The organism is Pseudotabrizicola sp. (assembly GCF_030684215.1).
Classification (GTDB): Bacteria; Pseudomonadota; Alphaproteobacteria; order Rhodobacterales; family Rhodobacteraceae; genus Pseudotabrizicola.
This window is the reverse complement of the sequence record NZ_JAUXOV010000021.1, coordinates 36,151-51,306: the sequence shown is the minus strand read 5'-3', so window position 1 is coordinate 51,306 and position 15,156 is coordinate 36,151. Positions and strand designations below refer to the sequence as shown.

Here is a 15,156-nt window from a genome sequence, read left to right as displayed (position 1 = left end):
TTGTGTCCGGCAGTAAACCGGCATCTTCCTTCTAGCTATGATCCAGATCAGTGGAAAGCGGCGGAAAGTCTCAGGCGCGCAGGCGGGCCTGATAGTGATGGGCCTGCCAATCGGCGCGGAACACCCATTGATCGGCAGGTTGGCGCGCGGCCAGGTCGTCTGGAATTTCTACGCTGTCAAAGCCCACCCGACGGGCCATGGCGTATTGATCGGCAATCACCGGGCCGGTGGCGCGCAATTCGCCCGCATAGCCAAACATCCGCAACCGCCGCGCGACCGTAAAGGCGCGGCCATCGCTGAAGGCGGGGAAAGAAATGCGGATCAGGTGCAGGCCGTCCAGATGCGGCTGAACCGCTGCCGGATCATCGGTATGGGTCAGATCCAGCACGCCCTGATGGCTTGCAATATCCGCAAACGTGACCCCTGCAAGGGGGCTGGCGGGCGCAAAGCCCGTATCGGTGACGATCACGCTCATGCGGCGGTGTCCTTTGTAATGCGAACCGGCTTGCCATCAATGAAATGGATACCGCATTCGGTTTTTTGCGTTCCGCGCCAACGGCCTGCACGCGGGTCTTCACCTGGTTTCACTGGGCTGGTGCAAGGCGCGCAGCCAATGCTGGGATAGCCCTTGGCCACCAGAGGGTGACGCGGCAGGCGGTTGTTGACGATGTATTCTTCAAGGTCTTCGCGGCCCCAATGCGCCAGCGGGTTGACCTTGATCCGGGTGTCGCCTTCGGCCTCGAAGAAATCGACGGTGCCGCGTGTGTTGCTTTGAAACCGCTTGCGCCCGGTGATCCAGCCATCAAAGCCCGACAGCGCGCGCTCCAGCGGTTCCACCTTTCGCACGGCGCAGCAGGCATCGGTGTTGAACTGGTGCAAGGTGCCATCGGGGTCTTCAAAGGCCACACGCGGTTGCGCCGCACGGATGGTGCGCACGTCGCACAGCGGCAGCTTGTCGGCCAATTCGCGCTGATACTCCAGCGTCTCATTGAACAGCATCCGGGTGTCGATGAACAAAACCGGGGTTTCGGGGGCGATCACCGAAACCAGATGCAGCAGCACCACCGATTCTGCACCAAAGGACGACACCAGCGCCACATGGCCCAGATCATCGTCCTTCAGGCTGTGTTCCAGCACGGCGGTCGCAGAGTGGTGCTTGTAGCGCGCGTTCAGCGCCGCCACCCGCTCTGCCACCGGGCCAGAGTGCAGATCACGCGGCATCCTGTGCGCCTTCGGTTTCATAAAGCGCGGCCTTGAACGGGTCCATCCCCAGACGGCGGAAGGTTTGCAGGAAGGTTTCTTCCTGCGTGTCGCGCACCGAAAGATAGGCGCGCACGATGCGTTCAACTGCGGGCACAATCTCGTCATAGGCAAAGCCCGGACCGGTCTTGTCGCCAATCGCGGCTGTTTCCGACCCGTCACCGCCAAGGGTGATCTGGTAGTTTTCCACGCCGGCGCGGTCCAGCCCCAGAATGCCGATGTGGCCAACATGGTGATGCCCGCAAGCGTTGATGCAGCCAGAAATCTTGATCTTCAGCGGGCCGATCTCATGCTCCAGATCCAGTGCCTTGAAGCGGTCTGCGATCTGGGTGGCAATCGGAATCGAGCGGGCGGTGGCCAGCGCACAGTAATCCATGCCGGGGCAGGCGATGATGTCAGAGATCAGGCCGACATTGGCCGTCGCCAGGCCAACCTGCGCAAGCGTCGCGTGAATTGCGGGCAGGTCGGATTTGTGAACATGCGGCAGGATCACGTTCTGCTCATGGCTGATGCGCAGATCGTTGTGACCATAGCGCTCGGCCAGATCGGCCATCACGCGCATCTGGTCGGACGACGCATCACCCGGCGTCTGGCCATGGGCTTTGACGCTGATGGTCACGATGGCGTATTGGTCATTGCGATGTGCGGCAAGGTTGGTATCGGCCCAGGCGCGGAACACGGGGTCTGCCTTGTAGAACGCGTCATAGGCTTCCACGGACGCGTTGCGAAACGCGGGGGGGGCAAAGGCCGCGCGGATATCATCCAGCAATGCCTGATCCGCGCCGCCAAACAGCGGGCGCAGTTCAGCGAAACGATCCTCGATCATCCGGGAAATCTCTTCTTTCCCAGTCTCATGCACGGTGATCTTGATGCGCGCCTTATACTTGTTATCGCGCCGCCCAAGGGTGTTATAGACGCTCAGAACCGCCTCGACATAGGGCAAAAGGTCAGCCGCGGGCAGGAAATCGCGCACGGTATGGGCGATCATCGGCGTGCGGCCAAGGCCACCGCCCACCATCACCTCAAACCCGGAGTCGCCTACGGCATTCTTCACCATGCGCAGGCCAATATCATGCGCGCGCGTTACGGCACGGTCATTGGGCGCGCCGGTGATGGCGATCTTGAACTTGCGCGGCAGGAACTGAAACTCCGGGTGGTCGGTGGACCATTGGCGCAACAGCTCGGCATAGGGGCGGGGGTCTTCGATCTCATCCGCGGCGGCCCCGGCAAAATGGTCGGCGGTGACGTTGCGCACGCAGTTGCCAGAGGTCTGGATGGCATGCATTTCCACATCGGCCAAAGCCGACAGGATCGCAGGCACGTCGGGCAGCTTGGGCCAGTTGAACTGGATGTTCTGCCGGGTGGTAAAGTGGCCATAGCCTTTGTCGTAGGTGTCGGCAATCATTGCCAGTTGCCGCATCTGGTGCGGGCTGATCGTGCCATAGGGAATGGCCACGCGCAGCATATAAGCGTGCAGTTGCAGATAAAGACCGTTCATCAGACGCAGAGGCCGGAACTCCTCCTCGGTCAGTGACCCGTCAAGGCGGCGCTCCACCTGATCGGTGAACTGGGCAACGCGGGCGCGGACAAAGGATTCGTCAAAATCGGAATAGGAATACATCTTATGCCCTCAGGTCTGCTTGCTTGCCGTGGTCATAGTTCGACGGGCCACGCGTGCGGAACGCCTCGCGGAAATGCACAGGCTCCGGTCCGTTTGGTCCAGCCTTTGCATCGGCCAGATAGGCGCCGACGATCAGCAACTTCTGGGCTGACGCGTGCAAAAGGCGCATTTGCGCGTGGGCCTCATCTTCGATCAGCTCGGCCTCATGGTGATGCTGGGTCCATTGGTCATCAGCGGTAAGGTAGACCACATCCCCTTCGCGCAGGCGGTTGGCGGTGACGACTTTGGCGGTGAAACGGCGGCTCATGGTCAGGCTTCTTTCAAATGGGAAAGGGAGTGGCGGGCCGCACGAGGGGCCAGGCCGAACAGAATGACGGCAGGCCCGTCACAGATGGCAATCGCTTCGGGCAAATGGGCCAGCGTGGTGCCGATGATGCGCTGATCAGGGCGGCTGACGTTTTCGACGATGGTAACATCGGTGCCCGGCGCGGTGCCATGCATCATCAGACGGCCCTGAATAAAGCGTGCGGACTTCTTGCCCATATAGATCGCGGCAACCTCGCCGGGCCGGGCCATGCCGCGCCAGTCCTGTTCGGCAAAACCGGCCATGTCATGCCCGGTGAGAATACGAAGCGACGCATTGCGCCCGCGTTTAGTCAGGCTTTGGCCGATTTGCGCGGCAGCCACAGTGGCCGAGGTCAGGCCGGGCAGGATGCGGAACGTGATCCCGGCGTCGGTAAGCGCGTCCATTTCCTCATCCAGCCGCCCGAAGATCCCGCAATCGCCGCCCTTGAGCCGGACGACCCGCGCCCCGGTCATCGCATGGGCCACAAGTGTTGCGTTGATAGCGCTTTGCGGGGTTGTGGGGCCGAACCCCTCTTTGCCCGCATCCACCCGCAGGGCGGTTGCCGGAATCAGGGCCAGCACCTCATCACCGACCAGACGGTCATGGATCACCACATCCGCCTCTTGCATCGCACGGTAAGCCCCCAGCGTCAGATGTTCAGCCGCACCGGGACCGGCGCCGATAAAAGCGACGACGGGCAGCGTTGGCTGATGCAGTTGGGTCATGGCAAAGTCCTGTCTCTGGCTGGGTACAATATAGGATATTTTCCTGCCTTTGGGCCATGGGGGCTTGCAGATAAGGATGTTTGTTCCAATACTGCGCCAAAGCGGGGCCGGGGTTCTGCAAAACAAGGGAAATGGCGAATGGCGGCCCAACTGGACGAACTGGACCGGAAAATCCTTGGTGAATTGCAGTTGGATGCTAGCCAGTCGCTGGATGAAATCGCGCGCAAGGTGGGGTCATCGAAGACCCCGGTCTGGAACCGTATCCGCCGGATGCGCGAGCAAGGCGTCATCACGCGCCAGACCGCCATTCTGGATGCCGAAGCTTTGGGGCTGGAGGCGTGTTTCTTCGTCTTGATCCGCACCTCTGAGCATGAGGCCGAATGGCAGCGCAAGTTCCTGAAAACCCTGCGCGACCGCCCCGAGGTGCTCGAGGCGCATCGGCTGGCGGGCGATATCGACTATATCCTGAAAGTCCGCGTAAAGAACGCCCGCGCCTATGACCAGTTCTATCAGGCGCTGATTTCCGAGGTGAAGATCTATAACGTCACAGCACTCCTGAGCATGGAAGAAATCAAATCCACCACGATTCTGCCGCTCTGACGTCGCCCTTGCCCATCAGAAGTGGTCGCGCGTTCTGGCATTGCTGCTTTGCAAATACTCCCGCCGGAGGCGTCAACAGCGCAGCTTGCGTCCGGCGTGCAGAAAAGGATCAGCGCGCCAGCACCAGCCGTTCCAGCCCGTGAAAATGATACACATCGCCATAGCGCGGCGGTTCGGCCAGATGCAGGCCGGGCAGGCGACGGAACAGTATCGGCAGGGCGATTTGCAGCTCCAGCCGGGCCAATGGTGCGCCGACACAAAAATGCAGCCCCGCGCCAAAGGTCAGGTTGGGCTTGTCGGGGCGCTCTGGCAGGAACTGATCGGGGCGGTCCCACATTTGCGGGTCGCGGTTGGTGGCCGCCAGAAGCAGCCCCACCTGATCGCCGCGCCGAAAGGTGTGGCCCATCACCTCCACCGTTTCATAGGCGGTGCGGGTGAACATGTGCAGCGCGGGGTCAAAGCGCAGGATTTCCTCGACCACGCGCGGAACGGTGTCGGGCGACAGGATCTGCGCCACCGACCCGGTTTCCAGCAGCGTCTTCACGCCATTGCCGATGGTATGCACCGTCGCCTCATGGCCCGCGTTCAAGAGCAGGATACAGGTGGTGATCAGCTCATCGGTTGACAGCCGCTCGCCTTCGGATTCTGCCGCAATCAACTGGGTGATCAGGTCATCGGCGGGGGCTTTGCGGCGCTGTTCGACATAGCCGCGCAGGAAATCGGCAAAGTCGCGCGCGGCGTCGCTGGCGGCCAGTTCCATCGCATAGGTGCGGCGGGCCTGATACATGCCGACCATGGCGTTTGACCAGCGCAAGAGTTGTCCCGCCATGTCTTCGGGCACTCCCAGAAGCCGCGCGATGATGATCACGGGCAGGGGTTGGGCAAAGCCGGTGATCAGGTCAAAGTCACCCTCGGGCAGGGCGTCAATCAGGCTGTGGCTGAGGCTTTCGACATCGCCATGCAGCCCGGCAATCCGGCGCGAGGTAAAGGCGCGTAGCACCAGTGAGCGCAGCCTTGTATGGCGGGGCGGTTCCAGTTCCAGCATCGAATGCGCCTCGACCGCATAAAACGACGCGGTGTGCGGTGCGATGGGGCGCGCAAGTTCGGACGGCACCTCACGGCCAAACCGGCGGTCGCGAAAGATGGCGTTGGCGGCCGCCGCGCGCGGCGTGCAGATCAGATCATAGTCCTGCCAGTGAAAAAACGGCCCCGCCGCGCGGGCACGTTCATAAAACGGATAGGGGTTCTGCACGAAGGCGGGGTCGGTCGGGGATTGGGTAAGGCTTTGCATGGCCAAAGGCTTAGCCGCGCGTGCGGGCCGGGTGCAAGAGCCCTTGTGCAATCATTACCCCCAGCACCACAAGGGCGGCGCCAAACACCTGATGCCAAAGCCACGGTCCCCCCACGGCAAACAGGATCAGCATGACATAGAACGGGGTAGCGTTGATGTGCAGGGACGCAAGGCCGATGCCCAGCCGGCCAACCGAGATGATCCACAACAGTTGCGACAGGGCCAGTGCGGCGAAGGCATAGACCAACATCGCCCCGGCCTCGGGCAGCCCAAGCGAGTCCCAGTCGGGTGCAGGCAGGCCAAAGGCGCTGGCCAAAGCCAACATGACCAGCGATGCAAGCGCTCCGCCGCACAGGGTGATCGTGGTGCGGCCCAACGGCGAAAGCCCCGGATAGGCGGTGACGGTCAGGCGGGAGCCAAAGGTGAAAATCACGATTGACCCAAAGGCCAGAAGCGCGCCCAGTACTGTGCCACGACCCGCCGCGCCCCCGTCCAGCGCGATCAGCCCTCCCAGCAGGCTAAGCCCGATCCCAAGGATCAGCGCCGGAGTGATCCGGCGGCCGTCGAACACCACCTCGATGCCCATGCCAACGATGGGCATGACCGCAGAGATGATGGCGACGGTCACGGCGTCAGAGCGGGCTTGTCCAAGGATCAGCCCAAAGGCCCCAAGGCTGTTGACCGCCCCGATCAGCAGCCCGATGCCCCAGGCCGCACCCAGCACCGCGCGCGACCCGTCGATCAGCCACCACAACGGCAGCAGCGCAGCCGCCGCCAGCCCCATGCGGGCGGCGGTCAGGGTCAGCGCGGGCATATGCGGGATCAACAGATCGGCGGCAGGCAATCCCGCCGCCCAGACCAGCATGGACGCAGCACAGGCCAGATGCGCCAATGGCAGGGACGAAGGCGGCAGAGTGGCGGGGGTGACTGTCATTCCCCCTTGATGCCCGTTGATCCACCTGCGGGCTTGTCCGACTGCGACGGCGCGGATGCCGCTATCAGGCGGCGGACAATGCCGCGACAATCGCCCCGAAGTCAGCCGCTTTCAGACTGGCACCGCCGACAAGCGCGCCATCGACATGTGGCACCGCGAAAATTTCGGCTGCATTTGATGGCTTGACCGACCCGCCATACAGCAGCCGCACGCTGTCTGCTTGCGCGCCGATCCGGGCGGTCAGGCGGGCGCGGATAAAGGCATGCACCTCGGCAATCTCGTCGATCGTGGGCGTGCGCCCGGTGCCGATGGCCCAGACCGGTTCGTAGGCCACGACCAGATTGGCGGCGGTCGATGCGTCCGGCACAGACCCGGCAAGCTGGCGACCGATCACATCCAGCGTGTCGCCCGCGTCGCGCTCACCTTCGGTTTCACCAATGCAGACCACCGCGACCAGCCCGGCCACCTGTGCCGCCTGTGCCTTTGCCAGCACCTGTGCATCCGTTTCGGCGTGGTCGGTGCGGCGCTCTGAGTGGCCCACGATCACATGGCTGGCCCCGGCATCGGCCAACATGCCCGCCGACAGATCGCCCGTATGCGCGCCGCTGATATTGGCGTGGCAATCCTGCCCGCCGACATGCAAGGCGCTGCCCTTGGCCAGATCGGCCATCTGCGCCAGCAAGGTTGCAGGCGGGCACAACAGCATCTCGCAGCCCGGAGCCGGATGTGCCTTCAAAAGCGTCACCACCTCTGACAGGCTGGCACCCGTCCCGTTCATTTTCCAGTTTCCAGCCGCCAGCTTGCGCATGTCCTGTCTCCTTGGTTCGCATGTGTCGGGCGCGATCATAGAAGCGGGGCCCTCTGATACAAGCGTCAATCACGCACCCAAAGGCTGTCAGAGCGCGCAGGCGACTGGTCGATTGAATAATGTAAAAATGTTTTACATCACCTCTTGAACGGCAGGCAGGCCATGCGCATCTTGCATCATGTGAAGGGTATTCACATCGTGTCATTCAGGCACGTTGCCGCCGAGATGGAGAGACGCTTATGACTTATTCCCCTAATACGACCGCCAAAGCGCCAGCGCTCGGCGGCCTGACGTCCCGACTGTATTCTGCCGAAGACTGGCTTGATTCCAAAGGTCGTGGCGCGTGGATCGCTGCCATGGTGCTGGGCTTTGTCTTCTTCTGGCCAGTCGGGCTCGCACTCGTAGCCTATATGACTTACGCAAATAAATGGAGCAAAAGCATGTTCAAAGGGAAATTCTGCGCCAGTCGTCGTGAGGGTGGCCATAACGGTGGCATGAACCGCCACAGCGCATGGCGGACTTCGGGCAACTCTGCCTTTGATGCCTACAAGGCCGACACGCTGCGCCGTCTGGAAGATGAACAAGGCGCGTTTGAATCCTTCCTGCAACGTCTGCGCGATGCCAAGGACAAGCAGGAATTCGACAGCTTCATGGAAGACCGCGCCAAGGGTGCGGCCCGCCCTGCAGGCTCTGCCGAAGACCAGCCACGCGGCGAATACTAAACCAAAGGCGACAGCGGTCCCTTATGGGGGCCGCTGTCGCTGCCTTGGTATTATCTTTCAAGATCCCTTGTTTCAGGACCACGCCCATGCGCACTGTTTCACCGATGATGATGTCTGATATGCAACCCGACCCCGAACGTCATGCCGCGTTTTACGAAGGCGTCTTGCCAAAGCGACTTTTGGCATGGGTGATTGATCTTGTGCTGATTGGCCTGGTCACCGCGCTGATTGTGCCATTCACTGCCTTTACCGCTTTGTTTTTCCTGCCGTTCCTGTTTCTTGTGGTGGGCTTTGTCTACCGTTGGTTCACCCTGAGCGGGCGCTCGGCCACATGGGGGATGCGGCTGATGAACATCGAATTTCTGGACCGCAACGGCCAGCGGTTTGATAGTGCCACTGCGCTGTTGCACACGCTGGGGTATACGGTGTCGATGGCCTTTGTGATGCCGCAGGTGCTGTCGGTGGTCCTGATGCTGACCTCATCGCGGGGGCAGGGGCTGAGTGATCTGGTGCTTGGGTCGGTCGTAATCAACAGCCCGGCCTCGCGCTGACTTTAGTGTGATTGGCAAGGTTTGGCCCGCGTCAAATGCCACCTTGGCGTCTGGCGCGCGGCTTGCTAACGTATGTCATCCTTTCCCAACCTGACAGCCATGCGCCACACCCTTCCCATAGCGCCCCAGTTTTACGTGACGGCTCCGCAGCCCTGTCCCTATCTTGAGGGACGGATGGAACGAAAGCTGTTCACCGCACTTCAGGGCGAACATGCGCAGCGGTTGAATGATACGCTTTCAAAGCAGGGGTTCCGGCGCAGTCAGAACGTGCTGTATCGCCCGTCCTGTTCCGAATGCTCGGCCTGCATGTCGGCGCGGATCCGGGTGGCCGATTTTCAGCCCAGCCGCACGCAGCGCCGGATCATGCGCAAAACCGGGCAAATACGGCGCAATGCGACAAGCCCTTGGGCCACCGAAGATCAGTTCGCCTTGTTCCGCCGGTATCTGGATGCCCGCCACGCCGATGGCGGCATGGCCGATATGGATATCTTCGAATTTGCCGCGATGATCGAGGAGACCCCGATCAAAAGCCGGGTCATCGAATACAGCCGTCCGCGCATGCCGGGTGAGCGGGCAGGCAGTCTTGCCGCCGTTTGCCTGACCGATGTGTTCGATGACGGGCTGTCGATGGTCTACAGCTTTTACGACCCCGATCTGGTCGATCTGTCGCTTGGCACGCATATCATCCTTGACCATATCGCCATCGCGCGTGAGGCGGGCTTGCCCTATGTCTACCTTGGCTATTGGGTGCCGGGCAGCCGCAAAATGGGTTACAAGGCCGGGTTCTCGGCGCTGGAGATCTATAAGGGCGGGCAATGGCAGGACTTGGGCGATCCCGCCGCACACCGGGCCGAATTGCACCCGCTGTCGATGGACCCGATTGCCGAACAGGTCGCCCGCATCAGCCTGCCCGAAGCCCGCCCGCACCGGGATTGAATCGGGCCGCTGCGCGTGCGTTTGGGCAACGCCACTGGACGGGGCGGGTGGGATTCCCTATATAATCTCTCAACAACTCCTGATGAGGCCGGAATGAACAGCGAAGCACAGATCGAGGGCACCCCGCTTATCAAGCCCTCCAGCACCGATCATCCTTTGTATGACAGCGTGGTCGATGCCTGCCGCACGGTGTTTGACCCGGAAATCCCGGTGAATATCTTTGATCTGGGGCTGATCTATACCGTAGAGATTGATACCGAAAACGCAGTCAACATCACCATGACCCTGACAGCCCCCGGATGTCCCGTCGCGGGCGAGATGCCGGGCTGGGTTGCCGATGCGGTAGAGCCGCTGGCGGGCGTCAAGCAGGTGGATGTGCAGATGACCTTTGATCCGCCGTGGGGGATGGAGATGATGAGCGACGAGGCCCGGCTGGAACTGGGCTTTATGTAAGCCACCCCTCCGTGGCGTGTCATTGATGCAAACCTTTTGGCTTGCATTTTTCATTTGCAGGCCATTTGACTTGCAATTTTTAAATGCAAGCCTTACGGCTTGCGCTATGGCCCAATTGCACGCAGTCCTGACCGGCGATCTGATCCACTCCACCCGCGGCACGCCTGCGCAGGTGGATGACACCATGGCGTTGATCGAGGCAGCGGCGCACCGGTTCAGCGATGAAGCCCGCTTTCACCGCTATCGCGGCGATGGCTGGCAGGTTTATGTGGGCGCGGCGGGGCGGGGGCTTGGTGCCATGATCTACATTGCCGCCCGACTGATCCAGGACGAAGGATTGGCCAGCCGCATTGCGCTGGGCATTGGTGATGCGCAGGGTCTGGCAGAGCCTACGCTTGCCAGTGCTGGTGGCGGGGCCTTTGTGGCCTCTGGCCGGGCGCTTGACGCGATGACGGGTGGGCGGCGTCTGGCGCTTGCGGGGGCCGTGTTTGATCCGTTGCACCACGCGCTGATGGCCAGTCTTGATGCTCAGGTTCAAGGATGGTCGCCGCAACAGGCCGAAGCGGTGGCGTGGACATTGACGCCCGGACTTGATGTGCCGCAACAGGCACTTGCCGACATGCTTGGCATTTCGCGTCAGGCCTTTGCCGCACGGCTGAACGCGGCGGGGTTTGCCCTGATCGAACAGGCGATCCGCGCCTTTGCCACCCATTTCACCGCAGAGGCTTCCCATGGCTGAAACCCTTGCCCTGCTGTTGTTGGCACATGTGCTGGCCGATTTCGTGCTGCAACCGGGTCGCATGGCGCAGGCCAAGGCCGCGGGGCATCCGGGCTGGATGCTGGCGCATGTCGGGATTGTGGGCGCGGTGACGGCGGTGTTGCTTGGCGTGCAGACCGCTGAGGCTGCGTGGGTTGTGGCGGGGCTGACGCTGGCGCATCTGGTGATCGACGCGGCCAAGGTGGGGTTAAGCGCGCGCCTGTCCGGCATCGCGGGGTTTGTCGCCGATCAGGTGGCACATCTGGTCACGCTGCTGCTGGTTGCGGGCCTGTGGCCGCAGATGTGGGCGAATGGCCTTTGGGCCGCACATGCGCCGCTCTGGCTGCCTGCCGCCGTGGCGCTCATGGCGGGGGCGGTGCTGGCCACACGGGCCGGTGGCTTTGCCCTTGGCCTGCTGATGCGGCCTTGGGGAGAGGTGGGTCTGGATGGCCTGCCGGGTGGGGGCCGCATCATCGGGATGCTGGAGCGTGGGATCATCTTTCTTTTGATCCTTGCCGGAGAACCGGGCGGCATCGGCTTTCTGATCGCGGCCAAATCGGTGCTGCGCTTTGGCGCGGTCAAGGAAGAGTCGCGGCTGTCGGAATATGTCATCATCGGCACCCTCGCGTCCTTTGGTTGGGCGATGCTGATGGCGATCGGCACAGTAATGCTGCTTTCCGCACTGCCACCGCTTGGAATTCCCGACCTTTCACCCTAGATTGGAAAAAGACACAGGAGAACCACATGTTTGGCATCCCCGGCAAAGCCGCCGTCACCCTGACCCCCCTTGCCGTCCGGCAGATTGCCCGGCTGATGGAAAAAGATGGCCGTCAAGGCTTGCGCATCGGTGTGAAAAAGGGCGGCTGTGCGGGGATGGAATACACCATGGATTATGTGTCCGAGGTCAATCCGCTGGACGAGATCGTGGAACAGGACGGCGCACGGGTGATGATCGCACCGATGGCGCAGATGTTCTTGATCGGCACCGAGATCGATTACGAGGTGGATTTGCTGCACGCCGGGTTCAAATTCCGTAATCCCAACGTGTCCGAGGCCTGCGGTTGTGGCGAGTCGATCAAGTTCAAAGACGCTTCGGCAGCCTGACTGCCCCAGACCGGGCGCCAACAATCAAGACAGCGGAGCGGCTGACGCCGCAGTGTTTTTCAGTCGCCTCTGGCCTGCGGCCAACCGGCTCCGCCGCGCCTCCGGCGGGAGTATTTTAGAACCAGCAATTCCAGCTTTCTTGGATTTCATCGTGGCCGAAATACGCCTGGGGAGCAGAAGGCGGGGGCGGAGCCCCCAGCGTGGTTTGACTTATGCAAGCGGTGTCAGGAATTGACGATGGCTGCGACCTTGGTCAAAGCTTGCGCCATGATGACAGATTTTTCAGCGCGGCTGACCCGAACTCCGCTTCCCTATGACCGTGCCTGTGGCGATGAGGTGTGCGCGGCTTTTGCCGATGTGGGGCCCGCGGTCGCAGGGCTTTTGGCGGCCGTCGCTGGGTGCAGCCCCTATCTGAAAGGGCTGATGTCGCGCGAGGACGCGTGGTTGCGCGCAGCCTTGGCACAGAGCCCTGAGGCTGCATTGGCGGCAGAGTTTGCGCGGATTGAGGCGTTGACGCTAGAGGATCTGGGGCCGGGGCTGCGGCAGGCCAAGCGCCGGATTGCCCTGCTGACCGCGCTGTGTGATCTGGGTGGGGTTTGGCCTCTGGAGACCGTGACGGGGGCCTTGACGGGCCTTGCCGACCGCGCGGTGCATCTGGCGATGGTGCGGCTGGTCGCCGACGAGATCCGCCGCGGCAAGATCCCCGGCGCAGTGCCTGAAGATGCGGCGACGGCTGCGGGCATGGTCAGTCTTGCCATGGGCAAGATGGGGGCGGGGGAGTTGAATTACTCGTCCGACATCGACCTGATCTGTCTGTTTGACGAGACCCGCTATCCTGGGGTCGAGCAAGAGGCGCGGGCGGCGTTCATTCGCGTGACGCGCAAGATGACAGCGATTCTGTCGGATCTGACTGGTGAGGGCTATGTGTTTCGCACCGATTTGCGGTTGCGCCCCGATGCTTCGGTCACTCCGGTGTGTTTGTCTATGGCGGCGGCTGAGTCCTACTATGAAAGTGTGGGCCGTACATGGGAGCGCGCGGCCTATATCAAGGCGCGGCCCTGTGGTGGGGATCTGGCGGCGGGGGAGCGGTTTCTCAAGACATTGGTGCCGTTTGTCTGGCGCAAGCATCTGGATTTCGCCGCCATTCAGGATGCGCATGACATGCGGTTGCGTATCCGTGAGCATCGCGGGTTGAATGGCCGGGTCACGGTTGAAGGCCACAACATGAAGCTGGGTCAGGGTGGCATCCGTGAGATCGAGTTTTTTACCCAGACCCGCCAGTTGATTGCGGGCGGGCGCGATCCGCACTTGCGCGACCGGACCACGGTGGGCGGGCTTTCGGTTCTTGCTGCCAAGGGCTGGGTGCCACCGGAAGTGGCGGCAGAGTTGACCACGCTTTACCGCGCGCATCGCGAGCTGGAGCATCGCTTGCAAATGGTGGGGGATGCACAGACCCACAACCTGCCGGTGACGGCGGAAGGGGTGGCGCGGATTGCCGCGTTTTGTGGCGAGAGTGAAGCCGCGTTCCGCACCGGGCTGTTGGAGCGGATCGCCCGCGTGGACACGCTGACCGATGGGTTCTTTGCGCCCGCAGAGGCAGAGGCGGGGCCGGAGTTGTCTGAGGCGGCGGCCAAGATCGTGGCGGGGTGGATTCACTATCCGGCATTGCGATCCGAACGGGCGCAGGCGATTTTCCGGCGGTTGCGTCCTCAGTTGCTCAAGCAGTTGGACCGGGCGGCGAATGCGGATGAAGCCTTGCGCGCGCTGGATGGTTTTCTTGCGGGGCTGCCTGCGGGGGTGCAGATATTCTCACTTTTCGAGGCCAATCCGACGCTGATTGAGTTGATCATCGATATTGCGGGTACTTCGCCCGGCCTCGCGCGGCACTTGTCGCGCAATGCGGGCGTGCTGGATGCGGTGATCGGGGGCAGTTTCTGGACGGCCTGGCCGGGGACGGCATCGTTGCGGGCCGATCTGGTCAAGGCGCTGGATGAGGTGCCCGATTACGAGAAAAAGCTCGATACGGCCCGGCGTTGGGTAAAGGAATGGCATTTCCGGGTTGGTGTGCATCATTTGCGCGGGCTGGTCGATGCCTTTGAAGCCGGGAAATCCTACGCCGATCTGGCCGATGCGGTGGTGGGTGCGCTGTGGCCTGTTGTGGTGGCAGAATTTGCGCGCAAATACGGGCCGATGCCGGGGCGGGGGGCGGTGCTGATCGGCATGGGGTCGATGGGGGCGCAGCGGTTGAATGCGGGGTCTGATTTGGACCTGATCATGGTTTATGATGCGGCGGGGGTGGAAGACTCTGCCGGGCCAAAGCCGCTGGCGACGCGCCCCTATTATGCGCGGCTTACGCAGGCGATGGTAACGGCGCTGACCGCGCAGATGCCAGAGGGGCGGCTGTATGAGGTGGACATGCGGCTGCGGCCCTCGGGTCGGCAGGGGCCGGTGGCGACCAGTTTGCAAAGCTTTACCAGCTATCAGGAAGATGAGGCCTGGACATGGGAGCATCTGGCGCTGACCCGCGCGCGGGTGCTGGCGGGGGATCCTGATCTGGCGGGCGAGGTCGAGGCGTTCCGCCGTGATCTGTTGCAGCGCAAGGGCAAGGGGTCGACGGTGCGCGCAGATGTGGCCTCTATGCGTGAGCGGCTGCAGGCGGCCAAACCCGCCAAGGGCAGTTGGGAGGCCAAGAACGGTGCCGGGCGGCTGATGGATGTGGAGTTGTGCGCGCAGATGGCCGCGCTGATCGCGGGCAGCCCGGCGCGTGGGGTGGAACGCCAGATTGCGGCGGGCGCGGTGGCTGGTCTGTCGCAATCGGATCAGACGGCGCTGCTGGATGCCTACAGGTTGCTCTGGCGCCTGCAATGCGGGGCGCGGCTTTTGACCGAAGGCCCGCTGGAGATGGACAGCCTGGGCGAAGGCGGGCGGGCGTTCTTGCTGCGTGAGACGGGTGAGCCAAGTGCCGAGGCGCTGACAGCGCGGCTGGAAACGGTGACGGGCCTTGCCGAGGCCGTGATCGCAGCCCAGATGGAACAGGAGGCGTGAATG

The 15,156-nt window shown here is 62.5% G+C and carries 17 protein-coding genes; 9 read left to right on the top strand and 8 right to left on the bottom strand.

The features are described from left to right. Positions 1 to 70 precede the first annotated feature (70 nt). From Q8K08_RS02385 to cobA, 5 genes are read right to left on the bottom strand one after another with little or no spacing between them, the layout of a single operon-like run. Positions 71 to 475, bottom strand: a complete 405-nt coding sequence (locus tag Q8K08_RS02385) for a DUF934 domain-containing protein (RefSeq protein WP_304797433.1) — start codon at positions 473 to 475, stop codon at positions 71 to 73. After that, the gene (locus Q8K08_RS02380; protein ID WP_305249090.1) at positions 472 to 1,221 is read right to left on the bottom strand and encodes a phosphoadenylyl-sulfate reductase; all 750 of its coding nucleotides are present in this window, start codon (positions 1,219 to 1,221) and stop codon (positions 472 to 474) included. The genes Q8K08_RS02385 and Q8K08_RS02380 overlap by 4 nt, the downstream gene beginning before the upstream one ends. Then, positions 1,211 to 2,881: a nitrite/sulfite reductase gene (locus tag Q8K08_RS02375; RefSeq protein ID WP_305249089.1), complete on the bottom strand. Its 1,671-nt coding sequence runs from the start codon at positions 2,879 to 2,881 to the stop codon at positions 1,211 to 1,213. The genes Q8K08_RS02380 and Q8K08_RS02375 overlap by 11 nt, the downstream gene beginning before the upstream one ends. Position 2,882: 1 nt before the next feature. Next, positions 2,883 to 3,188, bottom strand: coding sequence for a DUF2849 domain-containing protein (locus Q8K08_RS02370; RefSeq protein WP_304798485.1), 306 nt, complete (start codon positions 3,186 to 3,188; stop codon positions 2,883 to 2,885). 2 nt (positions 3,189 to 3,190) lie between these two features. Beyond that, positions 3,191 to 3,952: a uroporphyrinogen-III C-methyltransferase gene (gene cobA, locus Q8K08_RS02365; RefSeq protein ID WP_304798488.1), complete on the bottom strand. Its 762-nt coding sequence runs from the start codon at positions 3,950 to 3,952 to the stop codon at positions 3,191 to 3,193. A 138-nt stretch (positions 3,953 to 4,090) separates the two neighbouring features. Here cobA and Q8K08_RS02360 point away from each other — a divergent pair, with 138 nt between their 5' ends. Then, positions 4,091 to 4,552, top strand: a complete 462-nt coding sequence (locus Q8K08_RS02360) for an Lrp/AsnC family transcriptional regulator (protein WP_304798492.1) — start codon at positions 4,091 to 4,093, stop codon at positions 4,550 to 4,552. Positions 4,553 to 4,661: 109 nt separating this feature from the next. Here the strand turns inward: Q8K08_RS02360 and Q8K08_RS02355 are convergent, their stop codons facing one another. From Q8K08_RS02355 to tpiA, 3 genes are all read right to left on the bottom strand, one after another. Beyond that, positions 4,662 to 5,843 carry a cytochrome P450 gene (locus Q8K08_RS02355; protein WP_305249088.1) on the bottom strand — a complete coding sequence of 394 codons (1,182 nt, stop codon included), beginning with the start codon at positions 5,841 to 5,843 and terminating at the stop codon, positions 4,662 to 4,664. A 10-nt stretch (positions 5,844 to 5,853) separates the two neighbouring features. Further along, entirely contained in the window at positions 5,854 to 6,777 is a 924-nt protein-coding gene (locus Q8K08_RS02350; protein WP_304798498.1) for a DMT family transporter, read from the bottom strand. A gap of 64 nt (positions 6,778 to 6,841) precedes the next feature. Further along, complete coding sequence (gene tpiA / locus Q8K08_RS02345; protein WP_304798500.1) at positions 6,842 to 7,585, bottom strand: triose-phosphate isomerase; 744 nt, start codon at positions 7,583 to 7,585, stop codon at positions 6,842 to 6,844. Positions 7,586 to 7,824: 239 nt separating this feature from the next. Between tpiA and Q8K08_RS02340 the strand changes: the two genes are divergently transcribed. From Q8K08_RS02340 to Q8K08_RS02305, 8 genes are all read left to right on the top strand, one after another. Further along, entirely contained in the window at positions 7,825 to 8,307 is a 483-nt protein-coding gene (locus tag Q8K08_RS02340) for a DUF2852 domain-containing protein (protein WP_305249087.1), read from the top strand. An 86-nt stretch (positions 8,308 to 8,393) separates the two neighbouring features. Continuing rightward, positions 8,394 to 8,858 carry an RDD family protein gene (locus Q8K08_RS02335; RefSeq protein WP_305249086.1) on the top strand — a complete coding sequence of 155 codons (465 nt, stop codon included), beginning with the start codon at positions 8,394 to 8,396 and terminating at the stop codon, positions 8,856 to 8,858. A gap of 99 nt (positions 8,859 to 8,957) precedes the next feature. Continuing rightward, complete coding sequence (locus Q8K08_RS02330; protein ID WP_305249124.1) at positions 8,958 to 9,794, top strand: arginyltransferase; 837 nt, start codon at positions 8,958 to 8,960, stop codon at positions 9,792 to 9,794. Between the two features lie 93 nt (positions 9,795 to 9,887). Continuing rightward, the gene (locus Q8K08_RS02325; protein WP_304797562.1) at positions 9,888 to 10,247 is read left to right on the top strand and encodes an SUF system Fe-S cluster assembly protein; all 360 of its coding nucleotides are present in this window, start codon (positions 9,888 to 9,890) and stop codon (positions 10,245 to 10,247) included. A gap of 106 nt (positions 10,248 to 10,353) precedes the next feature. Then, entirely contained in the window at positions 10,354 to 10,986 is a 633-nt protein-coding gene (locus Q8K08_RS02320; RefSeq protein WP_305249085.1) for a hypothetical protein, read from the top strand. Next, positions 10,979 to 11,722 carry a DUF3307 domain-containing protein gene (locus Q8K08_RS02315; RefSeq protein WP_305249084.1) on the top strand — a complete coding sequence of 248 codons (744 nt, stop codon included), beginning with the start codon at positions 10,979 to 10,981 and terminating at the stop codon, positions 11,720 to 11,722. Before Q8K08_RS02320 ends, Q8K08_RS02315 begins: the two co-directional genes overlap by 8 nt. A 26-nt stretch (positions 11,723 to 11,748) precedes the next feature. Then, on the top strand, positions 11,749 to 12,108 hold the full coding sequence (locus Q8K08_RS02310) for an iron-sulfur cluster assembly accessory protein (RefSeq protein WP_304797556.1): 360 nt from the start codon (positions 11,749 to 11,751) through the stop codon (positions 12,106 to 12,108). Between the two features lie 270 nt (positions 12,109 to 12,378). Continuing rightward, positions 12,379 to 15,153 (top strand): glutamine-synthetase adenylyltransferase, encoded by a 2,775-nt coding sequence (locus Q8K08_RS02305; RefSeq protein ID WP_305249123.1) that lies wholly within the window; start codon positions 12,379 to 12,381, stop codon positions 15,151 to 15,153. The last annotated feature ends 3 nt before the right edge of the window (positions 15,154 to 15,156 follow it).